25 protein-coding genes are annotated in these 24,514 nt (G+C 69.4%); 8 read left to right on the top strand and 17 right to left on the bottom strand.

The annotated features are described in order from the left end of the window. Positions 1-175: 175 nt before the first annotated feature. The 6 genes from ACZ5IK_RS36820 to ACZ5IK_RS36795 form a co-directional block, all read right to left on the bottom strand. Positions 176-1,069: a TIGR03564 family F420-dependent LLM class oxidoreductase gene (locus ACZ5IK_RS36820; protein WP_465491890.1), complete on the bottom strand. Its 894-nt coding sequence runs from the start codon at positions 1,067-1,069 to the stop codon at positions 176-178. Between the two features lie 12 nt (positions 1,070-1,081). Next, positions 1,082-1,756 carry a TetR/AcrR family transcriptional regulator gene (locus tag ACZ5IK_RS36815; protein WP_465491889.1) on the bottom strand — a complete coding sequence of 225 codons (675 nt, stop codon included), beginning with the start codon at positions 1,754-1,756 and terminating at the stop codon, positions 1,082-1,084. A 4-nt stretch (positions 1,757-1,760) separates the two neighbouring features. Further along, a complete protein-coding gene (locus ACZ5IK_RS36810; RefSeq protein ID WP_465491888.1) occupies positions 1,761-2,945 on the bottom strand; it encodes an MFS transporter in 1,185 nt (394 codons plus the stop codon). 53 nt (positions 2,946-2,998) lie between these two features. Continuing rightward, positions 2,999-3,757 (bottom strand): class I SAM-dependent methyltransferase, encoded by a 759-nt coding sequence (locus tag ACZ5IK_RS36805; RefSeq protein WP_465491887.1) that lies wholly within the window; start codon positions 3,755-3,757, stop codon positions 2,999-3,001. A gap of 68 nt (positions 3,758-3,825) precedes the next feature. Beyond that, positions 3,826-4,860 (bottom strand): L-glyceraldehyde 3-phosphate reductase, encoded by a 1,035-nt coding sequence (gene mgrA / locus ACZ5IK_RS36800; RefSeq protein ID WP_465491886.1) that lies wholly within the window; start codon positions 4,858-4,860, stop codon positions 3,826-3,828. A gap of 10 nt (positions 4,861-4,870) precedes the next feature. Beyond that, positions 4,871-5,827 (bottom strand): helix-turn-helix transcriptional regulator, encoded by a 957-nt coding sequence (locus ACZ5IK_RS36795; protein ID WP_465491885.1) that lies wholly within the window; start codon positions 5,825-5,827, stop codon positions 4,871-4,873. Between the two features lie 62 nt (positions 5,828-5,889). Between ACZ5IK_RS36795 and ACZ5IK_RS36790 the strand changes: the two genes are divergently transcribed. The 3 genes from ACZ5IK_RS36790 to ACZ5IK_RS36780 are packed head-to-tail and all read left to right on the top strand — an operon-like array spanning position 5,890 to position 9,584. After that, entirely contained in the window at positions 5,890-7,335 is a 1,446-nt protein-coding gene (locus ACZ5IK_RS36790; RefSeq protein WP_465491884.1) for an MFS transporter, read from the top strand. A 21-nt stretch (positions 7,336-7,356) separates the two neighbouring features. Then, positions 7,357-8,238, top strand: a complete 882-nt coding sequence (locus ACZ5IK_RS36785; RefSeq protein ID WP_465491883.1) for an AAA family ATPase — start codon at positions 7,357-7,359, stop codon at positions 8,236-8,238. Continuing rightward, positions 8,235-9,584, top strand: a complete 1,350-nt coding sequence (locus tag ACZ5IK_RS36780; RefSeq protein ID WP_465491882.1) for a vWA domain-containing protein — start codon at positions 8,235-8,237, stop codon at positions 9,582-9,584. Before ACZ5IK_RS36785 ends, ACZ5IK_RS36780 begins: the two co-directional genes overlap by 4 nt. Here the strand turns inward: ACZ5IK_RS36780 and ACZ5IK_RS36775 are convergent. Together ACZ5IK_RS36775 and add are read right to left on the bottom strand one after the other, a co-directional pair. After that, positions 9,581-10,393 carry a lytic murein transglycosylase gene (locus tag ACZ5IK_RS36775; RefSeq protein WP_465491881.1) on the bottom strand — a complete coding sequence of 271 codons (813 nt, stop codon included), beginning with the start codon at positions 10,391-10,393 and terminating at the stop codon, positions 9,581-9,583. The genes ACZ5IK_RS36780 and ACZ5IK_RS36775 overlap by 4 nt on opposite strands. A gap of 138 nt (positions 10,394-10,531) precedes the next feature. Then, the gene (gene add / locus ACZ5IK_RS36770; RefSeq protein WP_465491880.1) at positions 10,532-11,506 is read right to left on the bottom strand and encodes an adenosine deaminase; all 975 of its coding nucleotides are present in this window, start codon (positions 11,504-11,506) and stop codon (positions 10,532-10,534) included. 163 nt (positions 11,507-11,669) lie between these two features. Between add and ACZ5IK_RS36765 the strand changes: the two genes are divergently transcribed. Next, positions 11,670-11,888 carry an antitoxin gene (locus ACZ5IK_RS36765; RefSeq protein ID WP_465491879.1) on the top strand — a complete coding sequence of 73 codons (219 nt, stop codon included), beginning with the start codon at positions 11,670-11,672 and terminating at the stop codon, positions 11,886-11,888. Positions 11,889-11,890: 2 nt separating this feature from the next. Here ACZ5IK_RS36765 and recQ read toward each other — a convergent pair whose 3' ends face one another. Genes recQ through ACZ5IK_RS36750 form a run of 3 tightly spaced genes read right to left on the bottom strand, consistent with a single transcriptional unit; the run spans position 11,891 to position 14,972 of the window. Then, the gene (gene recQ / locus ACZ5IK_RS36760) at positions 11,891-13,726 is read right to left on the bottom strand and encodes a DNA helicase RecQ (RefSeq protein ID WP_465491878.1); all 1,836 of its coding nucleotides are present in this window, start codon (positions 13,724-13,726) and stop codon (positions 11,891-11,893) included. Positions 13,727-13,774: 48 nt separating this feature from the next. Then, positions 13,775-14,614, bottom strand: coding sequence for an SMI1/KNR4 family protein (locus tag ACZ5IK_RS36755; protein WP_465491877.1), 840 nt, complete (start codon positions 14,612-14,614; stop codon positions 13,775-13,777). A 10-nt stretch (positions 14,615-14,624) separates the two neighbouring features. Next, entirely contained in the window at positions 14,625-14,972 is a 348-nt protein-coding gene (locus tag ACZ5IK_RS36750) for an ArsR/SmtB family transcription factor (RefSeq protein ID WP_101609348.1), read from the bottom strand. Positions 14,973-15,071: 99 nt separating this feature from the next. Between ACZ5IK_RS36750 and ACZ5IK_RS36745 the strand changes: the two genes are divergently transcribed. Continuing rightward, the gene (locus ACZ5IK_RS36745; protein ID WP_465491876.1) at positions 15,072-15,584 is read left to right on the top strand and encodes a mycothiol transferase; all 513 of its coding nucleotides are present in this window, start codon (positions 15,072-15,074) and stop codon (positions 15,582-15,584) included. 57 nt (positions 15,585-15,641) lie between these two features. Further along, positions 15,642-16,190: a hypothetical protein gene (locus ACZ5IK_RS36740; protein WP_465491875.1), complete on the top strand. Its 549-nt coding sequence runs from the start codon at positions 15,642-15,644 to the stop codon at positions 16,188-16,190. A gap of 160 nt (positions 16,191-16,350) precedes the next feature. On the opposite strand, the gene ACZ5IK_RS36735 is transcribed toward ACZ5IK_RS36740, so the two are convergent. Continuing rightward, positions 16,351-17,220, bottom strand: coding sequence for a hypothetical protein (locus ACZ5IK_RS36735; protein WP_465491874.1), 870 nt, complete (start codon positions 17,218-17,220; stop codon positions 16,351-16,353). Positions 17,221-17,472: 252 nt separating this feature from the next. Here ACZ5IK_RS36735 and ACZ5IK_RS36730 point away from each other — a divergent pair, with 252 nt between their 5' ends. Next, positions 17,473-18,423, top strand: a complete 951-nt coding sequence (locus tag ACZ5IK_RS36730; protein WP_465491873.1) for a hypothetical protein — start codon at positions 17,473-17,475, stop codon at positions 18,421-18,423. Here ACZ5IK_RS36730 and ACZ5IK_RS36725 read toward each other — a convergent pair. The 4 genes from ACZ5IK_RS36725 to pdxR all read right to left on the bottom strand — a co-directional run bounded on the left by ACZ5IK_RS36725 (position 18,413) and on the right by pdxR (position 22,348). Continuing rightward, positions 18,413-19,039 (bottom strand): TetR/AcrR family transcriptional regulator, encoded by a 627-nt coding sequence (locus tag ACZ5IK_RS36725; RefSeq protein WP_465491872.1) that lies wholly within the window; start codon positions 19,037-19,039, stop codon positions 18,413-18,415. The genes ACZ5IK_RS36730 and ACZ5IK_RS36725 overlap by 11 nt on opposite strands. A gap of 168 nt (positions 19,040-19,207) precedes the next feature. After that, the gene (locus ACZ5IK_RS36720) at positions 19,208-20,236 is read right to left on the bottom strand and encodes a polyprenyl synthetase family protein (RefSeq protein ID WP_465491871.1); all 1,029 of its coding nucleotides are present in this window, start codon (positions 20,234-20,236) and stop codon (positions 19,208-19,210) included. An 84-nt stretch (positions 20,237-20,320) separates the two neighbouring features. Further along, positions 20,321-20,764, bottom strand: coding sequence for a single-stranded DNA-binding protein (locus ACZ5IK_RS36715; protein ID WP_465491870.1), 444 nt, complete (start codon positions 20,762-20,764; stop codon positions 20,321-20,323). A 156-nt stretch (positions 20,765-20,920) separates the two neighbouring features. Continuing rightward, positions 20,921-22,348, bottom strand: coding sequence for a MocR-like pyridoxine biosynthesis transcription factor PdxR (pdxR, locus tag ACZ5IK_RS36710; protein ID WP_465491869.1), 1,428 nt, complete (start codon positions 22,346-22,348; stop codon positions 20,921-20,923). An 80-nt stretch (positions 22,349-22,428) separates the two neighbouring features. On the opposite strand from pdxR, the gene ACZ5IK_RS36705 reads away from it, so the two are divergent. Beyond that, positions 22,429-23,724 (top strand): MFS transporter, encoded by a 1,296-nt coding sequence (locus ACZ5IK_RS36705; protein WP_465491868.1) that lies wholly within the window; start codon positions 22,429-22,431, stop codon positions 23,722-23,724. Between the two features lie 327 nt (positions 23,725-24,051). On the opposite strand, the gene ACZ5IK_RS36700 is transcribed toward ACZ5IK_RS36705, so the two are convergent. After that, positions 24,052-24,444 carry an NUDIX hydrolase gene (locus tag ACZ5IK_RS36700; RefSeq protein WP_465491867.1) on the bottom strand — a complete coding sequence of 131 codons (393 nt, stop codon included), beginning with the start codon at positions 24,442-24,444 and terminating at the stop codon, positions 24,052-24,054. Between the last annotated feature and the right edge of the window lie 70 nt (positions 24,445-24,514).

Genomic DNA, 24,514 nt, shown 5'->3' with positions numbered 1-24,514 from the left:
CGGAACACCCCCCCCCCCCACCACCGCCCCCACACCACCCTTTCCCCCCCCCCCCCCCCCCCCCCCCTTCCCCCCCCCCCCACGGCCGCTCGACATAGGAGCCTTCGTCCCACCACCGATCCGCCCGCGAAGACGCCACCTTTGACTTACCCCTCAGAGAGAACCCGAACACCACTCACGAGGCGAGCAGTTCCCGGGTCCGCGCTTGCTCTTCGGGCGTTCCGACCGGCATCAGGATCAGTTCCGTCGCACCGGCCTCTTCGAGTTCGCGGATCCGTGCCCGGACGAACTCCTCGTCGCCGGCGATCACCGTCCCGCCGGGGCCGTCGACCCGGTCGCGGGTGAAAATCGCTTGGTACGCAGGGATTTTCGCCGCCATGCCGTAGGTCTCGGCGACCCAGTTCCGTGGCCCGTCGGGGTCGTCGGTGACGGAGATCAGCTGCCCGGTGACGATCCGCGGTGCCGCGCGCCCGGCGTCCGACGCCGCTTTCGTCAGCGTCGGGACGATGTACTCCGCCAGTGAGCGCGGGCCGGCCCAGGTCGACGCCACGCCGTCGGAGTGGGCGCCGGTGACCTTCAGCGAAAGCGGGCTCATCGCACCGACGAGGACCGAAGGCGGCTCGGCACCGGGTGCCTCGACGGTGCCGACGGCCGTCAGCGTCTCGCCGTGCACGTCGGCCTTTTCGTGGTGCAGCAACGGATTGAGCGCCTGCAGGTACTCGCGCAGATGCCGGACCGGGCGGTCGAAGGAATAGCCGTACTGGCCTTCGATGATCGGCCGGTGGCTCAGCCCGACACCGAGCGAGACCGGCGCTCCCGTGGCGGCTTGCAGGGTTAAAGCCTGTGCCGCCAAGGAAAGCGGATGCCGTGAGTAGGTGGGGACCACCGAGGTGCCCAGCGCGACACCGGGGGCGGCCGTGCTCAGCGCCGTCAACGCGGTGAGCGCGTCCCAGCCGCCGCGTTGCGCGAGCCAGATCGAGTCGTAGCCGAGTCGCGCGGCTTCTTTCGCTTGCGTGACGACGTCGCCGAAGGGGACACCGATTTCGTCGAGGAGGATTCCGGTCCGCATGCGCGGCTCCCGTCAGTAAGCGCGCCGGAGGTTGGCGCGGTCGATTTCCGCGGTCGCGCGGAAGAGGGCGATGGCGCCCGGTGCCGCCGCGCGCACCTTCGCGGCGGGCGGAGTGGCCGTCGGCTGGAAGGCGCGGGCGACGGTGTCGGCCAGCAGGTCGGCGGCGGCCTCGGGGTCCGCCGCCGCCGGGGCGAGCAGGAAACCGTGCAGGACGGCCTGATACGCCGTCGCCAGGTCTTCGACCTCGAGGTCCGTGCGGATCAGGCCGTGTTCGGCTTGCAGTTTCAGGTAGTCCAGGAACGCCTCGTGGTGCCGGGGATCCTGGTTGTCGTGGAGCTTCGCCGCGAGCTTGCCCAGCACGCCGGAGTCGGCGAGGTACGGCGCGTGGAGCAGGGGCCTGCGCACGACGTTGAGGAACTGGGTGCGGGTCATCCGGTGCAGCAGCGTGAGATCCGGGTCGTCTTCGATCGCCTGCGCCAGGTTCTCGATGGAGCGAGCCGCCTCGCGCAGCATCACCGCGAGGAACAGCTGTTCGCGGGTCTTCCAGTGCAGGTAAAGGGTTCCCTTGCCGACGCCGGCGTGCTCGGCGACGTCTTCCACGGTCACCCGGCGGTAGCCGTGGCGCAGGAGCAGCTCCGCGGCCGCGTCGAGAATGCGTTCTGCGCGTTCCTGCCTGTCCTCGGTCACGAGCCTAGTTTATGACTGATTTTGAAATTTGGTCAAGCGATGGACGGCGAAGCCTGGTCATGGCGGCCACACCCAGCAGCGGCCCGATGGCCAGGACCGGTGCCGCCGCCCGCCAGCCGACGGCGTCGGCGAGCACCGGAAGGCCCTGGATGGTCAGCGCGCTGACCAGGAAACCGATCGCCGTCTGCGCGGTGAGCGCGGTGCCGACGTAGCGGGGATCCGCGGCTTCGCTCAGCGCGGCGGAGAACTGGCCGGAGTCGGCGATCGCGGCGACTCCCCAGACGAACAGCAGCGTGCCGAGTACCGCGGGAGGGGCGTCGAAGACGGACGCCGAGAGCAGGCAGCACGCGCCGCTGACCGCCAGCGCCACGAGCGCGACGTCGATCCGCCCGAACCGGTCCGAGAGCGCGCCGCCGAGCAGGCAGCCGACCGCGCCGCCGACGCCGATGACGGTGAACGCGAGCAGGCTCACCGAGCTTTGTGACGCGGCCGCGGCGTAGGCGGGGATCCAGGTCCAGAACGCGTAGAGCTCCCACATGTGACCGAAGTAGCCGAGTGCGATCAGCCGTTGCCGCCGGTCGCGCGCCATCGTGAGCAGGTATCGCGGTTCCCAAGGAGGTGACCGGCGGGCGGCCGGGCCGACGCGGACGAAGAGCGCGGACAGCGCCGCGGCGCCGAGGGCGAGAACGGCGGCGACGACCAGGACCGTCCGCCAGTCCGGAAGGTTCCCGGCCAGCAGATGGGGTGACGCCGAACCGAGCGCGAGCGCGGCCAGCAGTACGCCGAGCGCGAGCCCGCGACTTTCCGGGAACCAGGAGACGACGATCTTCATTCCGACCGGATAGACCCCGGCCAAGGCCATCCCGGTGCCGAACCGCAGCAGGATCGCGAGCCAGAAGTGGTTACCGCACAAGGGAAAGAGCAAGGTCAGGAGGGCGCCCGTCGCGGCGCTCGCGGCCAGCAGCCGCTCGGGCCGGAGCCGGTCCGCGAGGTTGGCGACGGCCGAGACGAGCGCGCCCGCCGCGAAGCCGACCTGCACCGAGGCGGTGAGCAGCACGGTGCCCTGGGTGGAGAGCGCCCATTCCCCGCGCAGGGCGGGGACGACGCTCGACGCGGAGAACCACAGCCCCATGGCGAGGATCTGCGCGGCGGAGATGAGCGCCAGCTGGCGCGGTGCGGAGCTGGACACGCCCGCAGGTATCGCATCCGCGAGCGGCCCGCCTCAAGCCCCGGCGCCGGTGATCACTCGAACGTGTGGCCAGGCTTGACGGCCTCCACGAGCACCCGCCGTGAGTGCGCGACGAACACCCCGTCGGCCTCGATCATCCGATGGAGCTCCGCGAGCTTGTCGCGGTACTGGTCCACTTCGAACCCCGGCACGATCCAGATCACCTTCCGGAGGAAGTGGACGACCGCGGCGAGGTCGAAGAACTCCATCCGCAGTTTCGCCGGTTCGAGCCGGTCCACCCGCAGCCCGACTGCTTCGGCCTCGGTGCGCAGCACTTCGGGCGTCCAGCCGCCGTAGTCCTGCGGGCCGAGGAAGAACTCCTTGAGTTCGCGGACGGTCCCGGCACCGATCTGTTGCGACAGAAAGGTTCCGCCCGGCCGCAGGACCCGGGCGATCTCCCGCCAAGGATTCTCGATCGGATGGCGGCTGCTCACCACGTCGAAGGACTCGTCGGGAAACGGCAAAGGCGCGTCGTACTCCGCCTCGACCACCTCGCCGCCGAACGGCGCGAGGGTTTTCCGGGCGACCTCGACGTTCGGGGGCCATCCTTCGGTGGCGGCGAGGACCGGCGGCGGTTTCGGGATGCCCGCGAGCACCTCGCCGCCACCGGTCTGCAGGTCCAGCCCGGCTTTCGCCGTCGCCATCCGTTCGCCGAGCAGGCGTGAGTAACCCCAAGGCGGCCGTTCCTCCGTGGCCCGGCCTTCGAACCACGAGAAGTCCCAGCCTTCGACCGGGACGGCCTCTCCTTCGGCGAGCAGCTCTTCGAACGTCATGCCCGCAGTCTCGGCCCGGCCGCCCGGCGGGGCAACGCGTTTTCGGGACCTGCCCCCGAACGTGCGGTCTAGGCGCCGTCGGTGGAACGCTTCCACAGGTTGATGTCGGCCTCGGTGGCGTAGCGGTCGATCTCGGCGAGCTCTTCGTTGGTGAAGTGCAGGTTCTTCAGCGCGCCGACGTTGTCCTCCAGCTGGGCGACGCTGCTCGCGCCGATCAGCACCGACGTCATCCGCGGGTCGCGCAGGCCCCACGCGAGCGCGAGCTGCGCCAGGGTCTGGCCACGCCGCTGAGCGATCTCGTTCAGCGCCCGGATCTTGCCGAGCGTGTTCTCGGTGATCGTGTCCGGGTTCAGTGACTTCCCTTGCGCGGCACGGGAGTTCTCCGGGATGCCGTCGAGGTAGCGGCTCGTCAGCATGCCCTGTGCCAGCGGCGAGAACGCGATGCAGCCCGCGCCTTCGGTCTCGAGGGTGTCGAGCAGTTTGTCGCCTTCGAGCCAGCGGTTGAACATCGAGTACGACGGCTGGTGGATCAGCAGCGGCGTGCCCAGTTCCCGCAGGAGACGCGCGGCTTCGGCGGTCTTCTCCGACGAGTACGACGAGATGCCGACGTACAGCGCTCGTCCCGAGCGGACGGCGGTGTCGAGCGCGCCGACTGTCTCTTCGAGCGGGGTCTCCGGGTCGAAGCGGTGCGAGTAGAAGATGTCGACGTAGTCCAGTCCCATCCGGCCGAGCGACTGGTCCAAAGAGGACAGCAGGTACTTGCGCGAGCCCCACTCGCCGTACGGGCCGGGCCACATGTCGTAGCCCGCCTTGGTCGAAACGACCAGTTCGTCACGGTAGGGCTTGAAGTCCGATGCCAGCAGCCTGCCGAAGTTCTCCTCGGCCGAGCCGTAGGGCGGGCCGTAGTTGTTGGCGAGGTCGAAATGGGTGATGCCCAGGTCGAACGCCCGCCGCGCGATGTCCCGCTGCGTGCCCAGCGGTTTGTCGTGCCCGAAGTTGTGCCACAGGCCCAGCGAGATGGCGGGCAGCTTCAGGCCGCTGCGCCCGGTGCGGCGGTAAGGGATGCTCTCGTATCGGCCCTCGGCCGCGACATAGGTGCTCACGGGCCCGATGCTAGCCGCCGGAAGCCGCCGTGAAGAGGGCGGCGACGGACGCGAGGTGATCTTTGAACGCCGAAGGCGCCTCGACCTCGAAGGGCGCTCCGATGGCGGCGAGGATCAGCACGGGCCAGTCGAAGGTGTCGACGTTCATCTTCAGGCGGCAGGAGGTCTCGTCGATCGCCTCGAGCGCGCCGCCGAGGTACCGCACCGCCGCCTCGACCCGGTCTTTCGGCGCCCCGACCCGGACGACCAGCGAATGGGTGGTCGGCCTGGCCTTGATCTGGGCTTCGACGAACTTGACCGCGTCGCCGCCGGGGATCTCGCGCGGCCGGTAGCGGGCTCCGGTCGTCCGCGGGTCGGTGAGCCTGTCGACGCGGAAGGTGCGCCAGTCCACCCTGTCGAGGTCCCACGCCACCAGGTACCAGCGACGTCCGAGTGAGACGAGCCGGTGCGGCTCGACCAACCGCGCGGACTCCTCGCCGCCGCGTGCCGCGTAGTCGAACTTGAGCCTTTCGTCGTCCCGGCAGGCCTGCGCGATCACCGTCAGGCTGGCCGCGTTGACCCGAGGGCCGGTGACGGCCGCCGGCGTCGCGTACGCCTGGAGCGCGTCGACCCGCCTGCGCAGCCGGGGCGGCATCACCTGGACGACCTTGGTCAGCGCGCGGACCGACGTCTCCTCGATGCCCTCCACCGAGCCGCCCGCCGCCGTCCGCAGGCCGACCGCGATCGCCACGGCCTCCTCGTCGTCCAGCAGCAGCGGCGGCATGACGGTGCCCGACCGCAGCTGGTAGCCGCCCGCCACGCCGCGGCTCGCGTTGACCGGATAGCCCAGCTCGCGCAGCCGTTCGACGTCGCGGCGCAGGGTCCGCTCGCTCACCTCGAGCTTGTCGCTCAGTTCGATCCCCGACCAGAAGCGGTGTGTCTGTAGCAGGGACAGCAGCCGCAGCATCCGCGCACTCGTGTTCGCCATGGATCCAGATTCGCTCCGATTCCGGTCAGAAAGTGGCCGGAATTGACTTTAGCGTTGTCCTCATGACGATGACACTGGACACCCCGAGCGGCGTGACCTCGGAAAACGCCCTCACGGAGAAGCCGTACCGCTGGCGCTGGCCCGCGCTGTTCGTGATCCTGACCGGCTCGGTCATGGAACTGCTCGACATGACCGTCACGAGCATCGCCGGACCGGTCATGCAGGCCTCGCTCGGCGGCGGCACGGCGATGATCCAGTGGCTCGGCGTCGCGTACACCCTCGCGATGGTGTCCGGCCTGCTCACCGGCGGGCGGCTCGGCGACATCTTCGGCCGCAAGCGCATGTTCGTGATCGGCGCGATCGGCTTCGTCGTGGGTTCGCTGTTCTGCGCGATCGCGGTGAACCCCGAGATGATCATCGCCGCGCGGGTGGTGCAGGGCCTGTTCGGCGCGGCGATGGTCCCGCAGGGCCTCGGCATGATGAAGGAGATGTTCTCCGGCAAGGAGCTGCAGTCCGCGTTCGGCATGTTCGGCCCGGTCATGGGGCTCGCCGCGGTCGGCGGCCCGATCCTCGCGGGCTCGCTGGTCGACGCCGACCTGTTCGGCACCGGCTGGCGGATGATCTTCCTGATCAACCTCCCGATCGGCGCGGCGGCCGTGTTCGCCGCCTTGAAGTTCCTGCCAGCCAACCGGCCCGGCCCCTCGCTCAAGCTCGACATCCCAGGTGCACTGCTCGCCACGACCGGTGCCCTGCTGATCGTCTTCCCGCTGGTCCAGGGCCGCGAGTACGGCTGGCCGCTGTGGATCTTCGCGATGATGGCCGCTTCCGTCGTGGTGTTCGGCGTGTTCGCGTGGTTCGAGAAGCGCAAGAGCCGTCGTGGCGGTGACCCGCTGGTCGAGCCCGGCCTGTTCCGCAAGCGCAGCTTCCTCGCCGGGATGGCGACCGGGACGATCTACTTCGCGGCGTTCTCCGGCTTCGGTTTCGTGTTCGCGCTCTACCTGCAGCTCGGACTCGGTTTCTCGCCGCTCAAGGCCGGGCTTTCCGGGGTGCCGATGTCGCTGGGCATGATCGTCGGGATGGGCCTGGTGCAGGTCGTCCGCAAACACGGCCGCAAGGTGCTGCACACCGGCGCGCTGATCATGGCCGCCGGAGTGGTCGCCCTGCTGCTGATCCTCGGCCCGGAGACCGGTCCGTGGCAGCTCGCCCCCGCGCTGCTCGTGGTCGGGATCGGATCCGGGCTGATCATGGGGCCGTACTTCGAGATCGCGCTGTCCGGAGTGGAACCGTCGGAGGCCGGGTCGGCTTCGGGTGCGCTGACCTCGCTTCAGCAGGTCGGCGGCGCGCTGGGGATGGCGTTGCTGGGCACGGTGTTCTTCGACGCGGGCACCATCGATCCGACCGACGCCGCCCAGCGGACGTTCTGGGTGGTCGCGGTGATGGTGCTGCTCACCTTCGCGGTCGGGTTCCTGCTGCCCAAGCGGATTCGCGACGTAGAGTCGGCCGGGTAGACGATCGAGCTGGGAGGCCGCGTGGCTGGGACCGGGTACTTCACTTCCGTCGAAGACGTGACGGCGAAGCTCGCCGACACCGGCTACCTGGCTTCGGCGGCCGTCGCCACCACGGTGTTCCTCGCGGACGCCCTCGGTAAGCCGTTGCTGATCGAGGGCCCCGCGGGGGTCGGCAAGACCGAACTGGCCAAGGCGGTCGCGGAGGCGAGCGGATCCCGGCTCGTGCGGCTGCAGTGCTACGAGGGCGTCGACGAGTCCCGCGCGCTGTACGAGTGGAACCACGCGAAGCAGCTCCTCCGGATCACCGCCGGCAAGGACGAGACGTGGGACGAAGCCCGCAACGACATCTTCGGCGAAGAGTTCCTGCTGGCCAGGCCGCTGCTGACCGCGATCAAGGGCGACGAGCCGACCGTCCTGCTCATCGACGAGACCGACAAGGCAGACGTCGAGATCGAGGGTCTGCTGCTGGAGGTGCTCGGCGACTTCCAGATCACCGTCCCGGAACTCGGCACGATCACCGCCGGGCGCAAGCCGTTCGTGGTGCTGACTTCGAACGCGACTCGGGAACTTTCCGAGGCGCTGCGGCGGCGTTGCCTGTTCCTGCACATCGATTTCCCCGACGCGGCACTGGAACAGCGCATCGTGCGGCTCAAGGTGCCGGGTGTCGACGACGCGCTCGCGGCGTCCGTGATCAAGGTGATCACCGCGTTGCGGGCGATGGAACTGCGGAAGGCGCCGTCGGTCGCCGAAACCATCGACTGGGCGCGGACCCTGCTGGCGCTCGGCGCCGACAGCCTCGGCGACGACGTCGTCCGTTCGAGCCTCGGCGTCATCCTCAAGCACCAGGACGACATCGTGAAGGCGGACGCGCGGCTGGAACTCGGCAAGGTCCTCGACTCGTGAGCGGCGTGCCGGGCAGGCTCGTCGAGTTCGTGGAAGCGTTGCGGGAACACGGGATCCCGTGTGGTCCCAGCGAGACGGTCGACGCCGCCGCGGCACTCGAAGTGCTGGGTCTCGCCTCCCGCGAACAGATGCGGGAAGGGCTCGCGGCGGCGCTGGTCCGGCGCGGTGGTCAGCGCGCGGTGTTCGACGCGACGTTCGACATCTACTTCCCGCTGGGCGTCGGCGCGCCGACGCAGGACCCCGTCGACGACTTGGCGGCACTGCGTGACCGGCTCGCCTCCGCGCTGGCCGCCAACGACCAGGCGGAGCTGACGCAACTGGCCGGGCTCGCCGTCGACATGCTGGGGGAGTACGGCGGCACGGCGGGGAGCGGTGGCTGGTCGGCTCACCAGACGTTGGACCGGCTCCAGCCGCAGACGCTCGTGGTGCGCGTGCTCGATGCGATCCGAGCGGGCGTGCAGGAGGACTTCACCGACCGGCTCGACCGCGAGGACGTCCGCCGCCGGGTCGAAGGCTTTCGCGGGCTGGTGCGCACCGAAGCACGCCGCCGGGTGGCGGAAGTCCGCGGCAGGGAACGGGTTTCGCGCCACGCCGTCCCGCCCGCAGCGGATCGCGTCGACTTCCTGCTCGCGAGCCGCGCGCAACTCGCCGAACTCCGCCGGGTCGTGCAGCCCTTGTCCCGCAAGCTCGCCACCAAGCTGGCCGCCCGGCGACGGCGGCACGCGCGCGGGCAGATCGACCTGCGCCGGACGTTGCGGCGCTCTCTGTCCACCGGCGGTGTCCCGATGCGGCCGTCGTACCGGCGGCACCGGCCGGGAAGGCCGGAAATCGTGCTGCTGTGCGACATGTCGGGCTCGGTGGCCGGATTCGCGAACTTCACCATGCTGCTCGTCCAGGCCTTGCGGGACCAGTTCAGCAAAGTACGGGTGTTCGCGTTCATCGACGCGTGCGACGAGATCACCCACCTCGTCGACACCGGCGCCGCCGACCCGGAGGACCTCGGCGCGCGCATCCTCGCCGACGCCGAACTCACCCGCTGGGACGGCCACAGCGATTACGGGAACGCGTTGGGCGAATTCGCCGAGCGCTACGCGGACGCCGTGGGGCCCAAGACGTCCATGCTGATCCTCGGCGACGCGCGGACCAACGGCGGCGACCCGAATCTGGCCGCCGTGCGCGGAATCGCTTCCGCGGCACGGCATACGTACTGGCTCAACCCCGAGCGGACGGCGCTGTGGTCCACCGGTGACTCCGAGGCGCACGCCTACGCGGAGGTCGTCGAGATGCACGAATGCCGGAACGTGCACCAGCTGACCAAACTGGTCACCAGGTTGCTGCCTGCCTAGGGCTTCAGTGCGGCTTTCCCGTAGGCGTCGGCGTTGCTGAACACTTCCTGCCCGTACTGGGCGGAGTTGTTGTAGGTCAGCACCGCCGACCACCAGCCGGCGGGCTTGCCGAGGTCGCCGCCCCTCGCGCACATGTACCGCGCCGTCGTCATCGCGGCGTCGTCGATGTTCTGCGGGTCCGGTGCGGCGCCGTCACCGTTCGCGCGGACGCCGTACCGCTTCCAGGTGGCGGGCAAGAACTGCATCGGCCCGACGGCGCGATCCCACTTCGCGTCGCCGTCGAGAGCGCCCTTGTCGGTGTCGACGACCGCCAGCACACCGGGCGAGCCGTCGAGGGGGATGCCGATGATCGGCGGCGTCACGACGCCGTCCTCACCGGCACGGGAACCGTCGTGCCGGGCGTGCTGGGACTCGGTCCGCCCTATCCCGGCGATGGTCGCCCAGGTGATGTCGCAGCGTGCGGGCGCTTTTTCGGCCGCGTTCAGGTATGCCCGAAGCGGGCGTAAAGGGATGTCCGTGTTCTCCGACACCTTCGCGATCCAGGCGTCCTTCGCGGGCTCCGCCGGCAGCGGCCCGGCGTCGCCGGGGATCGCCGACCGCGGGGCGGGCTTGAGCGCGGGGACCACGAACTCCGGCTTCACCGGCACCGGCTCACGGTCGTTGAGGCTGACCACGACCCAGACGGCACCGGCCACCAGGGCGCCCACGACCAGGAGCGCGAGCATCACGCAGCCGCGCGGGCCGCGTTTCTTGGGCGGTGGTTGCCACTGGTCCATGAGATCCAGGGTCGAAGGGGACGAAGCGGTCACCGGCTCCACGGTACGTGACGGATGTGGAGATCTTGTGGAGCCCACCTCCCGGGTGAGCCGGGCCACCCCCATCCCGCGTTTCGTCCTCTAGTTGCGGTACTTGCATGTGCAAGTACCGCAACTAGAGGACGAAACGCGTCAGGCGAGCCAGGCGTCGATCTCCTGGTGCATCGCGCGCTTGAGTTCCGCGGTCGCGAAGGACGCGTCGACGGAAGCCCTGGCGAGACCGGCGAGCGCGAGGTCGTCGTAGGCGAACGCCTCCCGGGTACGCAGGAACTCGTCGGTCAGCGTGGTCCCGGTGACCGAGGGGACGTCGGTGCTGAGAGTGACCACGAGCCCGGCGTCGACCAGCCGGGGGAGCGGGTGCTCTTCGAACGACGGCACGAGCCCGAGCGTCACGTTCGACGACGGGCAGACCTCCAGCGCGATGCCGCGTTCCCGCACTTCGGCGACCAGCGCGACGTCCTCCAGGATCCGGATGCCGTGACCGATCCGTTCGCTGTGCCCGAGCTCGAGCGCCTCGCGGATGCTGGCCGGTCCGGCGTCCTCCCCGGCGTGGTGGATCAGGCGCAGCCCGGCCCCTTCGGCCTCGTCACAGATTCCCGCGAAGGGCGCGAGCGGGTACTTCTCCTCCCCGGCGAGGCCGATCGCGAACACCCCGTCCGGGGCGTACCGGCGGGCGATGTCGAGGGTGAGGCGGGCGCGTTCGACCGACCGGCGGCGCGAGTGGTCCAAGAGCACTCGCCAGTGGAGCCCGTGTTCGGCGGCACCGGCCGAGAGTCCTTTGAGGACGGACACCAGCGGCATGTCCGGCTCGCCGAGCCGTTCGCCGTGCGCCGCCGCGGTGAAGGTGACCTCGGCGTAGCGGACGCCGTCCGCGACCTGGTCCTCGCAGAACTCGCGCGCCACCCGTTCGAAGTCCTCCGGCCGCCGCAGGCAGGACCGCAGCAGCCCGTTGTAGTCGCCGAACGCGCGGAACCCGTCGAAAACGGGTTGTTCGGCGGGTACGGCGATACCGTTCGCCTCGCCGAGGTCACGGAGCGTGTCCGGACGGATGGTGCTTTCGAGGTGGACGTGCAGATGAGCCTTGGGCAACTGCGAAAGATCCCGCATGAGCCCGAACTTAGCGGTCGCCGCCGGGCCGCGCTCCCGGTTTTCCACCACGCTGAGCAGCGCGGGTATCCGAAATGAGTGATTTGGCGCGCTACGGGGAACCCGGTGACCACCACCGGTCGTTGAGCAGACAACCAGACGACCCCGAGGAAAGGGACCCATCGTGGCTCTACTGCGGAAGTTGACCGCCCTGGCCGGCACCGCCGGGGCCGTGCGCGCCTACGTGCGGAAAAATCCCGAAAAGGTCTCCAAGGTCGTGAACAAGGCGGCGACCTTCGTCGACGGCAAGACCAAGGGCAAGTACCACAACCAGATCGACGGCGCGGTGCGCAAGGTCGACGGGATGACCGGACGGCCGCCCCGCCGGCCCTACGAGCACTGAGCCTAGTTCTCGGCTGAAAGCGTCTCGAGGATCTGCTCGCCGTACTTCGCGAGCTTGTTCTCACCGACGCCGCTGACCGTCCCGAGCTCCTGCAGCGTGGCGGGCCGTTTGGTGGCGATCTGGCGCAGGGTCGCGTCGTGGAAGATCACGTACGCGGGAACTCCCTGCTCCTTCGCCGCCGCGGCTCGCCACGAGCGCAGCAGCTCGAACACCGGCGCCGCCTCGGCAGGCATGTCGGCGACCGCCGCCTTCTTCGCGCTGGACCGGGCCGCCGCCTTCGCCGCGCGCTCGGGCTCCCGCCGCAGCTGGACCTTCCGCTGCCCGTTCAGCACCTCTGAGCTGCCCTCGGTCAGCACGAGTGAGCCGTAGTCGCCCTCGACGGCCGCGAGCCCCTGCGCCAGCAGTTGCCGGACCACGGCCCGCCACTCGGGCTCCTTCAATTCGGTGCCGATCCCGAAGACCTTCAGGGAATCGTGCCGGTGCTGGGTCACCTTCGGCGTCGACTTGCCGAGCAGGATGTCGATGAGCTGCCCCGCGCCGAACTTCTGCCGCCGCTCGTTCTGCAGCCGGACGATGGTGGAGAGGAGCTTCTGCGCCGGGATCGTGCCGTCCCAGGTCTCCGGCGGCGCCAGGCAGGTGTCACAGTTGCCGCACGGCTCACTCCTCTGCCCGAAGTAGGTCAAGACCTGCACACGTCGGCATTCGACCGTCTCGCACAGCGCCAGCATCGCGTTGAGATGGGCACTCTGCGACCGCTTGTGCGCCTCGGATCCCTCCGACATGTCGATCATCTTGCGTTGCTGCACGACGTCCTGGAGCCCGTACGCCAGCCACGCCGTCGACGGCAGCCCGTCACGGCCCGCGCGGCCCGTCTCCTGGTAGTAGCCCTCGACGGACTTCGGCAGGTCCAGATGCGCGACGAACCGCACGTCCGGCTTGTCGATGCCCATGCCGAACGCGATCGTCGCGACGACGGTCAGCCCGTCCTCGCGCAGGAAGCGCGACTGGTGCTTCGCCCGCGTCCGCGCGTCCAGCCCGGCGTGATAGGGCACCGCCGGGATCCCGTTCTCCACCAGGAAATCCGCGGTCTTCTCGACCGAGTTCCTCGACAGGCAGTAGACGATCCCCGCGTCGCCCTTGTGCTCGGTGCGCAGCAGTTCGAGCAACTGGCGCTGCGGCGAGTTCTTGCCGATGATCCGGTACTGGATGTTCGGCCGGTCGAAGCTCGCGACGAAGTGCCGCGCGTCCTCGAGGTTGAGCCGGGACGCGATCTCGGCGTGCGTCGTCTTGGTGGCGGTGGCGGTGAGCGCGATCCTCGGCACGTCCGGCCAGCGCTCGTGCACCGCGGACAGCATCAGGTAGTCGGGCCGGAAGTCGTGGCCCCACTGGGAGACACAGTGCGCCTCGTCGATCGCGAACAGCGAGATCTTGCCGCGGTCGAGCAGCCGCACGGTCGCTTCGACCGAAAGCCGTTCCGGGGCCAGATACAGCAGGTCCAGCTCACCGGAGAGGAACGCGGCCTCGACCCGGTTGCGCTCGGCGTAATCCTGCGTCGAGTTGAGGAAACCCGCGCGCACGCCGAGGTTCCGCAGCGCGTCGACCTGGTCCTGCATCAGCGCGATCAGCGGTGAGATCACCACGCCGACACCCGGCCGTACCAGTGCGGGGATCTGGTAGCAGAGTGACTTCCCGCCGCCGGTGGGCATGAGAACGAGCGCGTCACCGCCTGCGATGACGTGTTCGACGATGGCCTGCTGGTCACCGCGGAAGTTGTCGTAGCCGAAGACGCGGTTCAGCGTTTCGAGGGCTTCCGAGGTACTGATGTCGGGGGCTGCCACCCGGACGATTCTAGGGGCGGGGTCCGACAGTCGACGCGGCCGCGCACCTCAGCGGGGGAAGTCCCAGTCCAGCGCCCGGTTTTCGGTGACGACCGGCCGGTAGCCGCCCACGACCGTCCCGCCGGTTTCGAGTGCTGTCGCGGTCTGCTCCAGCAGTTCGGTCAGGGTGGCGGGCCACCGGTCGAAGTTCACCGATCCCTCGTGGTCCCACTCGCCGAGCCGCCCGGTGCCGGTGCGCTGGTCGAGGAACAGCCCGTTGCCGCCGCCGTCGATGGCGAGGGGGACGAATCGCCCGTGCCACCAGTAGCCGACGCTCTCGTCCCCGGCCGACTGCAGCACTTCGCACATGACCTTCGCCTGGTCCGCGACGGTTTCCGCGGAAGCGGGGTGGTTGAACGGCGGAAGACTGAAGCTCTCGCCGATGCCCGTGACGCCGTCGTGCCGCAGAAGCGAGGCGATGAGCTCGGCGGGGAGGGCGACGCCGATCCGCTTCTGAGTCTCCGCGATCCGCTCGATCGTCGCGGGCGGGCGGAGGCTCGCCGCCGACGTCGGCGCCTTGGCCTCGAGCCACCGTTCGACACGGTCCCAGGCGGCATCCACCCGGCGGGTGACGGCTTCGGGGACCGGTTCGAGGGTGGCCGGGCCCTGACCGGGACGGCAACCGCTGTCGACGGTCAACGTCGGCCGCGTCGTGGGCGGGGGCGCGGCGGTCGAATAGGACGGCATCGCCGGTGTCGTCGGGGTGATCCACGGGGGCGGCTCCGAGGAGAGCCACAGCGTCGTCGCCTTGCCATGCCCGCTCCGCGCCGTGACCGCGAAAACGAGACCCAGCACGATGACGATGCTCGCGACGGCGATCACCGCCGCGCGCCCCCGGCCCTTGCGCATGGGCGGCAGACTATCCGGTCTCCTCGGCGGCCTTGCGTCGTTCGCGGCGGCCGCGCGCGATCTCGGTGGCGAGCGCGTCGAGCGGCCCGGTCCAGAATCGCCGGTACTGCTCCAGCCAGCCGTCGATCTCCTTGAGCGGGCCGGGATCCACCGAGTACAGCCGTCGCGCGCCCTCGGCGCGGACGGTGGTGAAGCCGTTCTCGCGCAGGACGCGCAGATGCTGGGAGACCGCGGGTTGCGAGATCCCGAATTCGGCGCGGACCACCGAGGTCACGTCGCCGGAACTCAGTTCCCCGCCCGCCAGCAGTTCCAGGATCCGGCGGCGCACCGGATCCCCCAGGACGTCGAACGCGTGCATCCGGCAACTATCACGGCCTGGGCTTATATAAGTCAAGGTTGCAAGGCCGGGGTCACCTCGCGGTGGCATCGTGGGCCTCAGACGTCGGAAGGAGAATCGATGAAACTGGCCGAAGTGGTGGCCGACGGATTCGGCCGCGTCCAGGAGGTCGTCCACGAGGCGGTCGAGGGCCTGGACGCCGGGCAGCTGGTCGCGCGCCCGGCGCCGGGCGCGAACACGATCGCCTGGCTGGTCTGGCATCTGGCCCGGGTGCAGGACGATCACATCGCCGGTCTGATGGGCACCGAGCAGCTTTGGACCTCGCAGGGCTGGCTGGACCGGTTCGCGCTGCCGTTCCCGGCGGCCGACATCGGGTACGGACACCGTCCCGAGGACGTCGAGGCGGTCCGGGTCGACTCCGCCGAACTGCTGACCGGGTACTACGACGCGGTGCACGAAGCGACGACGGCCTGGGTCGCAGGCCTCGGCGAAGCCGACCTCGACCGGATCGTCGACGACGCGTGGGATCCGCCCGTCACCCTCGGGGTTCGCCTGGTCAGCGTGCTTTCCGACGACCTCCAGCACGCCGGGCAGGCCGCGTACGTCCGGGGGCTCGTACTCCGCGATACGTAGGCGAAGTGCCGCTCCTCGACGGACGACGGGAGCGCCGCCTGCGGAAACACTGGTCGCATGAGTACTTCCACAGTGCGGCGACCGCCGACGACGCTCACCCCGCGGTGGCGGAAACTCGTCCTCGTCGTCCATGTCGTCTCGTCACTCGGCTGGCTCGGGATCACCCTGGTGAACGCGGTCCTGACCTTCACCTCCGTGCTCACCGACGACCCCCGGCGCCAGCACGCGGCCATCCTGATGATGGACCAGATCGGCGGCTATCTCCTGCTGCCGGTCAGCCTGACCGCCCTGATCAGCGGGATCGTGCTCAGCGTCGGCACGAAATGGGGGCTGGTCCGGTACAAATGGGTCGCGATCAAACTGGGGCTGACCCTGATCGCGGTCGCGCTGACGGTGTTCTCCCTGCTGCCGGGGATCCGGGAACTTGCGGCGGCAACCGAGTCCACTATGGACGGTGTCCTCGTCGAGGCGGGCCGTCGCGTGGACGGGTTCTATCCGATCATCGTGTCCACGACGATGTACCTGACCATGACCGTCCTGTCGGTGTACAAGCCAGGCGGGAAGACGGCTTACGGACGCCGGGTGCTCGTACGCCGTCCTGCTTAGGCCGTGTCCTGCAAGTCTTGTTCGCGGTCTCCGCGCCCAGGCGGTCCCTGACGGCACGGGCGGATGCGGCCGAGTACGACCCGGTACGGGGCCGATCCGCCCGCACCGTCAGGAACCACCTGGATCACGAAGCCCATCGAACAGACTCACAGGACACGCCCTAAAACTGTTCGAGGGCCTCGTCGATCCGCGCCGCTTCGCCGCGCAGATCGTCCAGGGTGGTCTGGGCGGCGGCGGTGTCACCGTTCGCCGCCTCTTCCTCGAGTTCGGCGTCGGCGAGCCGTTGCCGGAGATCGTTCGCCTTCTCCGTGACCTTCTCGGCCCGGCGTTCGGCGCGGGCGAGGTCGATTTCGGCCTGCTTGCGGGCCTTCGCGAGATCGGCCGCCTCGCGCCGGAGCCGGTTGAACTCCGCCACCCGCTTCTGCTCGCGTTCGGCTTCCTCGCGGGCCTTGGCGGTGCTTTCTTGCTCGGCCTTCTCGGCGGCCTTCCGTTTCGCCTTCCGTCGATCGTCCAAATGCGACACGGTGGCGGGCTTTTCCCGTTCCGGTGCGGGTTCCCGCCTCGGTTGCGGGGTGAACCCACTGGTCAGCCATTGGTCGCCGGCACTGTCCGCGCCGCTGCTCAACCGCCCGGCCAGTGCGAGCGCGGCCACCTCGGGATCCGCGACGACGGCTTCGAGGGTCGCTTCGACTTCACGGGCGACGGGCTCGCTCATCGCGCGCTCGCCCTGCAGAATCCGGTTCACCAGATCCTGACGCTGCCGGGTGAGCTTGCGCAGGTCCCCGCCCGCCAGCGCCGAATGCGCCCGCCGCAGGTCCTCGCCGAGACGGGCCAGCTCCTCCAGTTCGGGGGAACCGGCCCGGCGGTTGAGGATCGTGGCTGCGAGCGTGGGCTTTCGGAGCGCGCGGATCCGTTCGGCCAAGGCGGCGTCACCCGCGACCTTGGCCTCCTTCGCCCGCTGGTTGCGCACCGACACGAAAACGGCCGGATCGCCCGCGTAGAGCTCGTCCGCGACCTCGTCGAACTCCATCGTCCTCCGCTGGGTCCGTAGCCGGAAACCTCGTCCGACGAGGATCCCACGAAACTCCGGCGCTCTCATCTTTTCGGGGTTGTTTGTCAGGATCCGCCGGATCGACGCTTCACGGGCGGAGCCGCCCGCACTCCGGAATTACCCGGAGCCGATCGGACCAAGGGTGGATCGGCACTTTGGAGGTGGCGCACCCCCTTCCGCGGAACAACGATGAGCACGAGTCCTGGGGGAAGTCCTTCGCTGGAGGTACGAATGTCGATCACCGAACGCGTCCCCGTTTCCCCGCGATCGACCTTTCTCGGCTCTGGACCGTATCCGGAACACCGGTGGCGCGTGGTCTGCTGGTCCGTCCTCGCCGGTTTCGCGCTGACGGTGATCTGGTCGGCACCCTTTGTGGACAGTGTGATCGGCGACAGCGTGGCCAACACCCTCCTGGGGCACAACGCCAAGGAGACCCCGATCGGCGGTGTGCTCGCCGGGACGTTCTTCGCGTTCGTCTCGGGGCTCGCCGGCACGTTCACCGCGTGCAACATCGCCGCGTTCGGTGCCGTCGCCCCGCTTGTCGGCCGAGAGAGCACCGGGCGGCCGAAGTTCGTCGACACCTTGAAGCCGCTGGCCTGGATCGCGGCGGGCATGCTGACCGTTTCCGTGGTGTACGGCGTCATCGTCGCCCTCGTCGGCACCCGGATGCCGCAGTTCTCGACCGCTTCGTCGCCGGGCGGGCTCACGCCGCGGAACATCCAGTCGATGATCGTCTACGGCGTGATCGGGATCGTGTTCATCGTGCTGGGCCTCGCTTCCGTCGGCATCGTCCGCAACCCGATCGCCGGCCTCACCCGCCGGTTCCCACCGGCGCCGCTCGTCCTGATGGGCGCGCTCATCGGCGGATTCCTGATCGGCAGGCCGTTCCCGCTGTTCCGGATGATGTTCCGCAGCGCGGCCGAAAGCCACAACGTCTTCTACGGCGCCGCCGCGTTCGCCCTGCAGTCGGTCGGCAACATCCTGGTGATGGCGCTGTTGTTCCTGCTGCTCACCCACGGCACGGGCGGGCGGCTGCAGCGCTGGATGCTCGCGAAGCCCGCCAGGATCGCCGTGGTGACCGGTGCCGCGCTGCTGGTCGCGGGCACGTTCACGCTGCTGTACTGGGACCTGCGGGTACTGGGCCGGACCGGCGTCATCTGGTACCCGACGATCACGTGGTGAAAAGGCGCGTCAGTACCTGCTCCACCGAATCCTGAAGGCACCTCGCCGCGTCTTCCCGGCCGGCGAGGTGTTTCAGCAGGCCCTGCTGGAACAGGCCGTCGAAAAGCGCGTACGTCGTCGACGGCGTGAGATCCAGCGGCTTGTCCAGTAGCTCCGCGTACCGGGCGACGATCCGCCAGATCATCAGTTCGAGTGTCTCGTCGATGGCGAGCACGTCGGCCCGGAACACCTTCTCGAACAGGCTTTGGTTGCGCAGGTCGTACCAGAGCCGATGCAGCCTGGCGTCTTCGCGCAGGGTGGACGCCGACACGGCGCCGAAGGCCTGTTTCAGTTCTTCGGCCGTTTCCGCGGTCTCGACTATCCGATCGTACCGGGTGACGCATTCGGCCTCGTACTGCTTGACGCAGTAGGTGATCAGCTCGACCTTGTTCCGGAAGTAGTAGTGCAGGACCCCGTGGGAGAACTCGGAGTTCTGCGCGATCTCCCGGAGGCTCGTGCGCGCGTAGCCCAGTTCGGACAACGTGACCAGCGCCGACATCGCCAGCTGCGCGCGCCGTTGATCGAACCTGTCCACCTGGCGGGTGTGGTCACCGCTGCGGTCCGCCACGTCGGTCACAGTTCCCGGTTCCCGTCGTCTCGGGTGCCCGCCTGCCACGAGCACATCGTCGGATTCTAGCCCCGGAAAGGGTTTTCTTGCGTCCGACAGAATTTATTCGAGCCACTCGGTGATGAAATGGTCGCTGGTCATCCCGCCACCTTGACCCCGGTCACAGCCGCCGTGGGCCTATTCGCCGCGGTCGACCACGAACGCCGAAAGACCGATCAGCAGTGCTCTGGCCGGACGGTCGGGAAGGCTGAGCGCGAGGTCCCGCGCCTTGGCGGCGTAACCGTGAGCTTCCGCCAGGGCGCGATCGACACCGGCGGAACCGCGCAGGAGCCCGAGCGCCTCGTCCTGGAGCGCGGGGTCGGGAACCGGCCCGTGCCCGATGATCTCCCGCAAGCGCGCGGCGCCGGGACCCTCGTCGTCGAGCGCGTGGAGCATCGGCAGGGTGACGATGCCTTCGCGGAGATCGGTGCCCGCCGACTTGCCGAGGTCGGTGGTGGACGCGGAGATGTCGAGGACGTCGTCGGAGATCTGGAACGCGACGCCGATCAGTTCGCCGTACTGGCCCAACGTTTCGATGATCCGCTCATCGGCGCCCGCCACCTGGCCGCCGAGCCGCCCCGCCATCGCGATCAGCGACGCGGACTTGTCGGCCATCACCTGGATGTGGTGTTCGTAGGGCGCGTGACGGCCACAGTCCTCGAACGGCCCGGTCGTTTCGAGGAACTGGCCCCGGACGAGCCTGCCGAACGTCTTCGCCTGCAGCCGCAACGCGTAATCGCCGAGCCCGGCGCCGACCCGCGCCGCGCAAGCGAGCACGTAGTCTCCGATCAAGACAGCCTTCTTGTTGCCCCACAAGGAATTCGCACTCGTCACCCCATGCCGCATCGGCGCCTCGTCCATGACGTCGTCGTGGTAGAGCGTGGCGACGTGGACGAGCTCGACGAGCACCGCCGCCGAGATCGCCTCGTCCCGCCCGTCGCCGAACGACGCTCCGGCCAGCGCCATCAACGGCCGCAGCCGCTTCCCGCCCGCGCGGACGAGATGGGTGGCCGCTTCGGTGAGATACAGATAGCCGGGGCTGCGCAACACCTCCTGAAGTCCGTCTTCGACCAGGGACAGGCCGGCGCGGAGCTCGGCGGAGAACGCCGAGTGCCGCTCGTCGGCCGGATCCAGCCCGAGTTCCGTGATGATCGTGGTCGTGTTCACGACCTCCAGCATCCGAGCCGAAGGCACGGGACCGCATGGCGCGGGCGGGGGAGACCGGTCCCTCCCGAGAGGGAAATCGCCGGTTCAGAAGGGCGGTTCCGGACTCCCGGCGGCCACCGGAGTCCGCTCCCAGGCGCCGTCCGCCGGGGTGCCGCCCGAACTGCGTCCCGCCTTGTTCACCTTCGCCGTGGCATAGCGCAGTGACGGGCCGATCTCGTCGACGTCGAGTTCCACCACCGTCCGTTTCTCGCCTTCCTTCGTTTCGAACGATCGCTGTTTCAACCGGCCCTGCACGATCACCCTGGTACCGCGGGTGAGTGACTCGGTCAGGTTCTCCGCGGCCTGCTTCCACAGTGAGCAGCGCAGGAACAGCGGATCGCCATCACGCCATTCCCCGCTCTCGCGGTCCAGCACGCGCGGCGTCGACGCGACCGTGAAGTTCGCGACCGCCGCCCCCGACGGGGTGAACTTCAGTTCCGGGTCGGTCGTCAGGTTTCCGACCACCGTGAGCACCGTTTCTCCGGCCATGGGACTTGCCTCCTCGCTTCCGCGCGCGGGCCCCGGCCGGGGCCCGCTGTCGCCTGGGAAGAGGAGACCACCGGGGTACGACAGTTTCGGGCGGCCCGTGGCGAACGGATGTCATGAAAGGGGCTTTCAAGACGAAATGTGTCCTGAAAGCCCCTTTCATGACATCCCGGCGGCCGAAAAACACTCCCCCAGCCGGGAAAGCCCTTCGTTGATCCGATCGGTGCCGACCAGCCCGTAGCCGAGCACCAGCCCGCCGCGCGTTCCCCCGTACGTGGACAGGCTTTCGACGGCCACCCCGGCCCGCGCCGCCTCCGCGACGACACCGTCCACAGTGACCGTCGCATGTGGAGAGAGAAGGGCGCACAGGTGAAGCCCGGCGCTCGAAGGAACGATCTCCAGCTCGTCCCGCAGCTCGTCGCGGACGAAGGCCAGGATCCGGTCCCGCCGCGCCGAGTACTCCCGGGTGGCCTTGCGCACGTGACGGGCGAGCAGGCCCTCGTCGATGAAACTCGCCAACGCCGACTGGGTGACGAGGTCACCGTGCCAGTCCATCAGCTGCTTCGCCTGCCGCAACGCCGGCCGCAGCGAAGCGGGGGCGACGAGGAAACCGAGACGCAGCAAGGGAAGCAAGGTCTTCGAGAACGACCCGACATAGAGCACCCTGCCGTCGCGGTCCAGGCTTTGGAGCGGCTCGAGCGGCCGGTCCGAAAACCGGTACTCGCTGTCGTAGTCGTCCTCGACGATCACCGCGTCGTGGCGCTCCGCCCACGCCAGCAACGCCGTCCTCCTGGTGAGTGACATCGGCGTGCCGAGCGGGAACTGGTGCGAGGGCGTCGTGTAGATCAGACGGGTGCCCGGCGCGAGCGCGGTGACGTCGAGACCTTCGGCGTCCACCGGTACCTTCACGACCCGGGCGCCGAGGGCGGCGAAAAGCCGCTCGGCCGGGGGATAGCCGGGGTCTTCGACGGCGACCCGTGTGCCGGGTTCGATCAGGACCCGGCCGATCAGGTCGAGGGCCTGTTGCGCTCCTTGGGTGACCAGGACGTCCTCCCCGCCCGCCCGCACCGACCGGGCGGCGCCGACGTGCCGGGCGATCGCCACCCGCAGGCCTTCGAGCCCGGCCGGGTCGGCGTACCCCCACGGCGGCGGCAACGAGGGCCGAAGCGCCTGGCTGACCAGCCGCCGCCAGGTGCTCAGCGGGAACAGCGCCGGATCGGGGACGCCGACGCGGAAGTCGAAGGCGGGCGCGGAGCGATCGGCGCCGAGCGGGGCCGGAAGCGAACGCCAGTGCGCGGACGGCAGCACTCCGGCGCCCGTCGGCGCGGCACGATCCACCCGCGCCACGGGATCGGCGCTGACGAACGTCCCGCGTCCGACATGGCTGCTCAGGAAACCCTCCGCGGTGAGGCGTTCGTAGGCGACCGCGACGGTGTTGCGCGAGACGTCGAGTTCGCGGGCCAGTTCCCTGGTCGGCGGGAGGCGTTCCCCGGAGCGCAGGCGCCCGTCGAGGATGCCGTCGCGGAGCTGGCGGTAGATCCGCGCGGCCAGGTCGGTCTGACCGTCGAGACTGATGTGGAACGGCACGCACCGAGGCTATATTGGCCCAAGCGGAATGCCGGGAATTGGAACTGGGATGTGGCCAATCCGGCGCTTAGCTTGACTCCATGGAGTCCACGAAGAGACTGGCGCTGGCCCAGCTGATCAGCTCCGTCGGTGACGGCGCCTACTACGTCAGCTCGGCCCTGTACTTCACGCTGATCGTCGGGCTTTCGCCCGCGCAGGTGGGCCTCGGCCTCACCGTGGGCTGGGCGGTCGGCTCGGTGGCCGGGGTCGCGCTGGGACATCTGGCCGACCGTCGCGGGCCGAAGGGAACGGCCGTCGTGCTGGGACTCGGCACGGCCGCGTCGGTCACGGCCTTCCTCTTCGTCGGCTCGGTGGTCGCGTTCGTGATCGCGGCCTGCGTCTACGCCTGCTTTCAATGCGGTCTCGGCGCGGCGAGGCAGGCGCTGCTGGCCGGCCTGATCGACCCGGCCGGGCGCACGACGTTCCGCGCCCGGCTGCAGGCGATGTCCAACGCGGGGATCGCGCTCGGCGCGGCACTCGGCGGGATCGCGCTGGCGCTCGGGACGCGAGAAGCCTTCCTGACCGTCTTCGTCATCGACGCGCTGAGTTTCGTCACCGCGGCTCTCGTTCTCCGCAAGGTGCCATCGGTGGCTCCGGCGCCGGTGCGGACCGGCGAGCCGTCCGTGGCCGTTCTCCGCGACCGCCCGTACGCGCTGCTGGCGCTGCTCAACATGATCATGTTGCTCTACATGCCGCTGTTCAGCCTGGTCCTGCCGCTGTGGATCTCGACCAGGACCGCCGCCCCCGGCTGGCTGGTTTCGGCGATGCTGGTGCTCAACACGGCGAGCGTCGTGGTCTTCCAGGTGCGAGTGGCGCGCGGCGTGACCGGGCTGCGCGGTGCCTCCCGGTACGCCCGGTACGCGGGTCTGCTGCTGTTCGTTTCCTGCCTGGTCTTCTCGTTCTCCGCGATGAGCGACTCCGCGTGGACGGCGGCGCTGGTCCTGCTCGCGGGTGCCGCCTTGCAAGTAGTGGGTGAAATGGCTCAGGCGGCGGGCTCGTGGGAGATCGGCTTCGGCCTCGCACCCGACGGCAAACAGGGCCAGTACCAAGGGCTCTTCGGTGCCGGGACGGCCATCGCCCGCATGCTCGGCCCGGTGCTGCTGACCAGCCTGATCCTGGTGGGCGGCGAGGCGGGCTGGGTGGTGCTGGGCGGCCTGTTCCTGCTGGCGGGCGCGCTCACCGCACCCGCCGTCCGCTGGGCGGAGCGGAGCTCACAGCGGTTTGATCCGGAGAACGGCGGCGCCGTCACCGATGCCCAGCAGGTCGATCGCGAGGTCGTTGTAGGTGACGCCGCTGCCCGGCCCGAGCGCGGCCTTGAAGTCGGGGCCCTTGGCTGAGGCTTCACACCTCTTGCCGGTGCAGCTTCCGCCTTGCCGTGGCCCGATACCGCGGGCGACCAGCACGACGGTGTCGCCTTCGACGGACTGAACGGTCACCGATTCGACCCTCGTCCGCTCGGGAAGCGTCATCTTGCCGCCCACCGGCGCGCTGACCTCGCACATCCCGTCGGAGCAGGCGGCGAGGTCACCGCCGTCGGCGGGTTTCGGCGGTTCGGGTGAGTCCGGACCGCAGCCCGCCACGAGAAGGAGTGCGGCGAGGGGCGCTACAAGGCGTCGAAGCATGCCGGGCAGGGTAGGGAGGCCCACCCGGGACGGGTCCCGGCCTCAGTCCTCGATCGCCCGGCGGAAGTGCTCGGCGAGGTCGAGCCCGGCGGCTTCTTCCCTGGTGTACCAAGTGAAGGCGTCGTGTTCCTCGGGATCGAGCACGACCTCGCCCGGTTCTTCTTCGGCGAGCGCGAACACCATGGCGTGGATCCGCATCGGCCTGCCCTCGACGTCGTCCCAGCTGTGGGTGCCGCGTTCGCCGGTGACCCGCACGGTCAGCCCGGTCTCCTCGGCGAACTCGCGGACCACGGTCTCCGCCTGCCGCTCGCCCGGCTCGACGGTGCCGCCCGGCAATTCCCAATGACCGCCGAGGAAAGAACCGGGCCGCCGCCGGATGAACAGGATCTTCCCGTCGCGGATGAGCCTGCCGTAGGCCAAGTACTTGTCCTTCACCCGCGCATCTTCCCGTATCCGTGTACCCGATTCGATCGAGGACAGAAACTGTCCGCAATGCTCTTTAGCG

The organism is Amycolatopsis sp. NPDC031561, from assembly GCF_055580625.1.
Note: the sequence above shows the minus strand (reverse complement) of the source record. Positions and strands in the feature narration are given on the sequence as shown.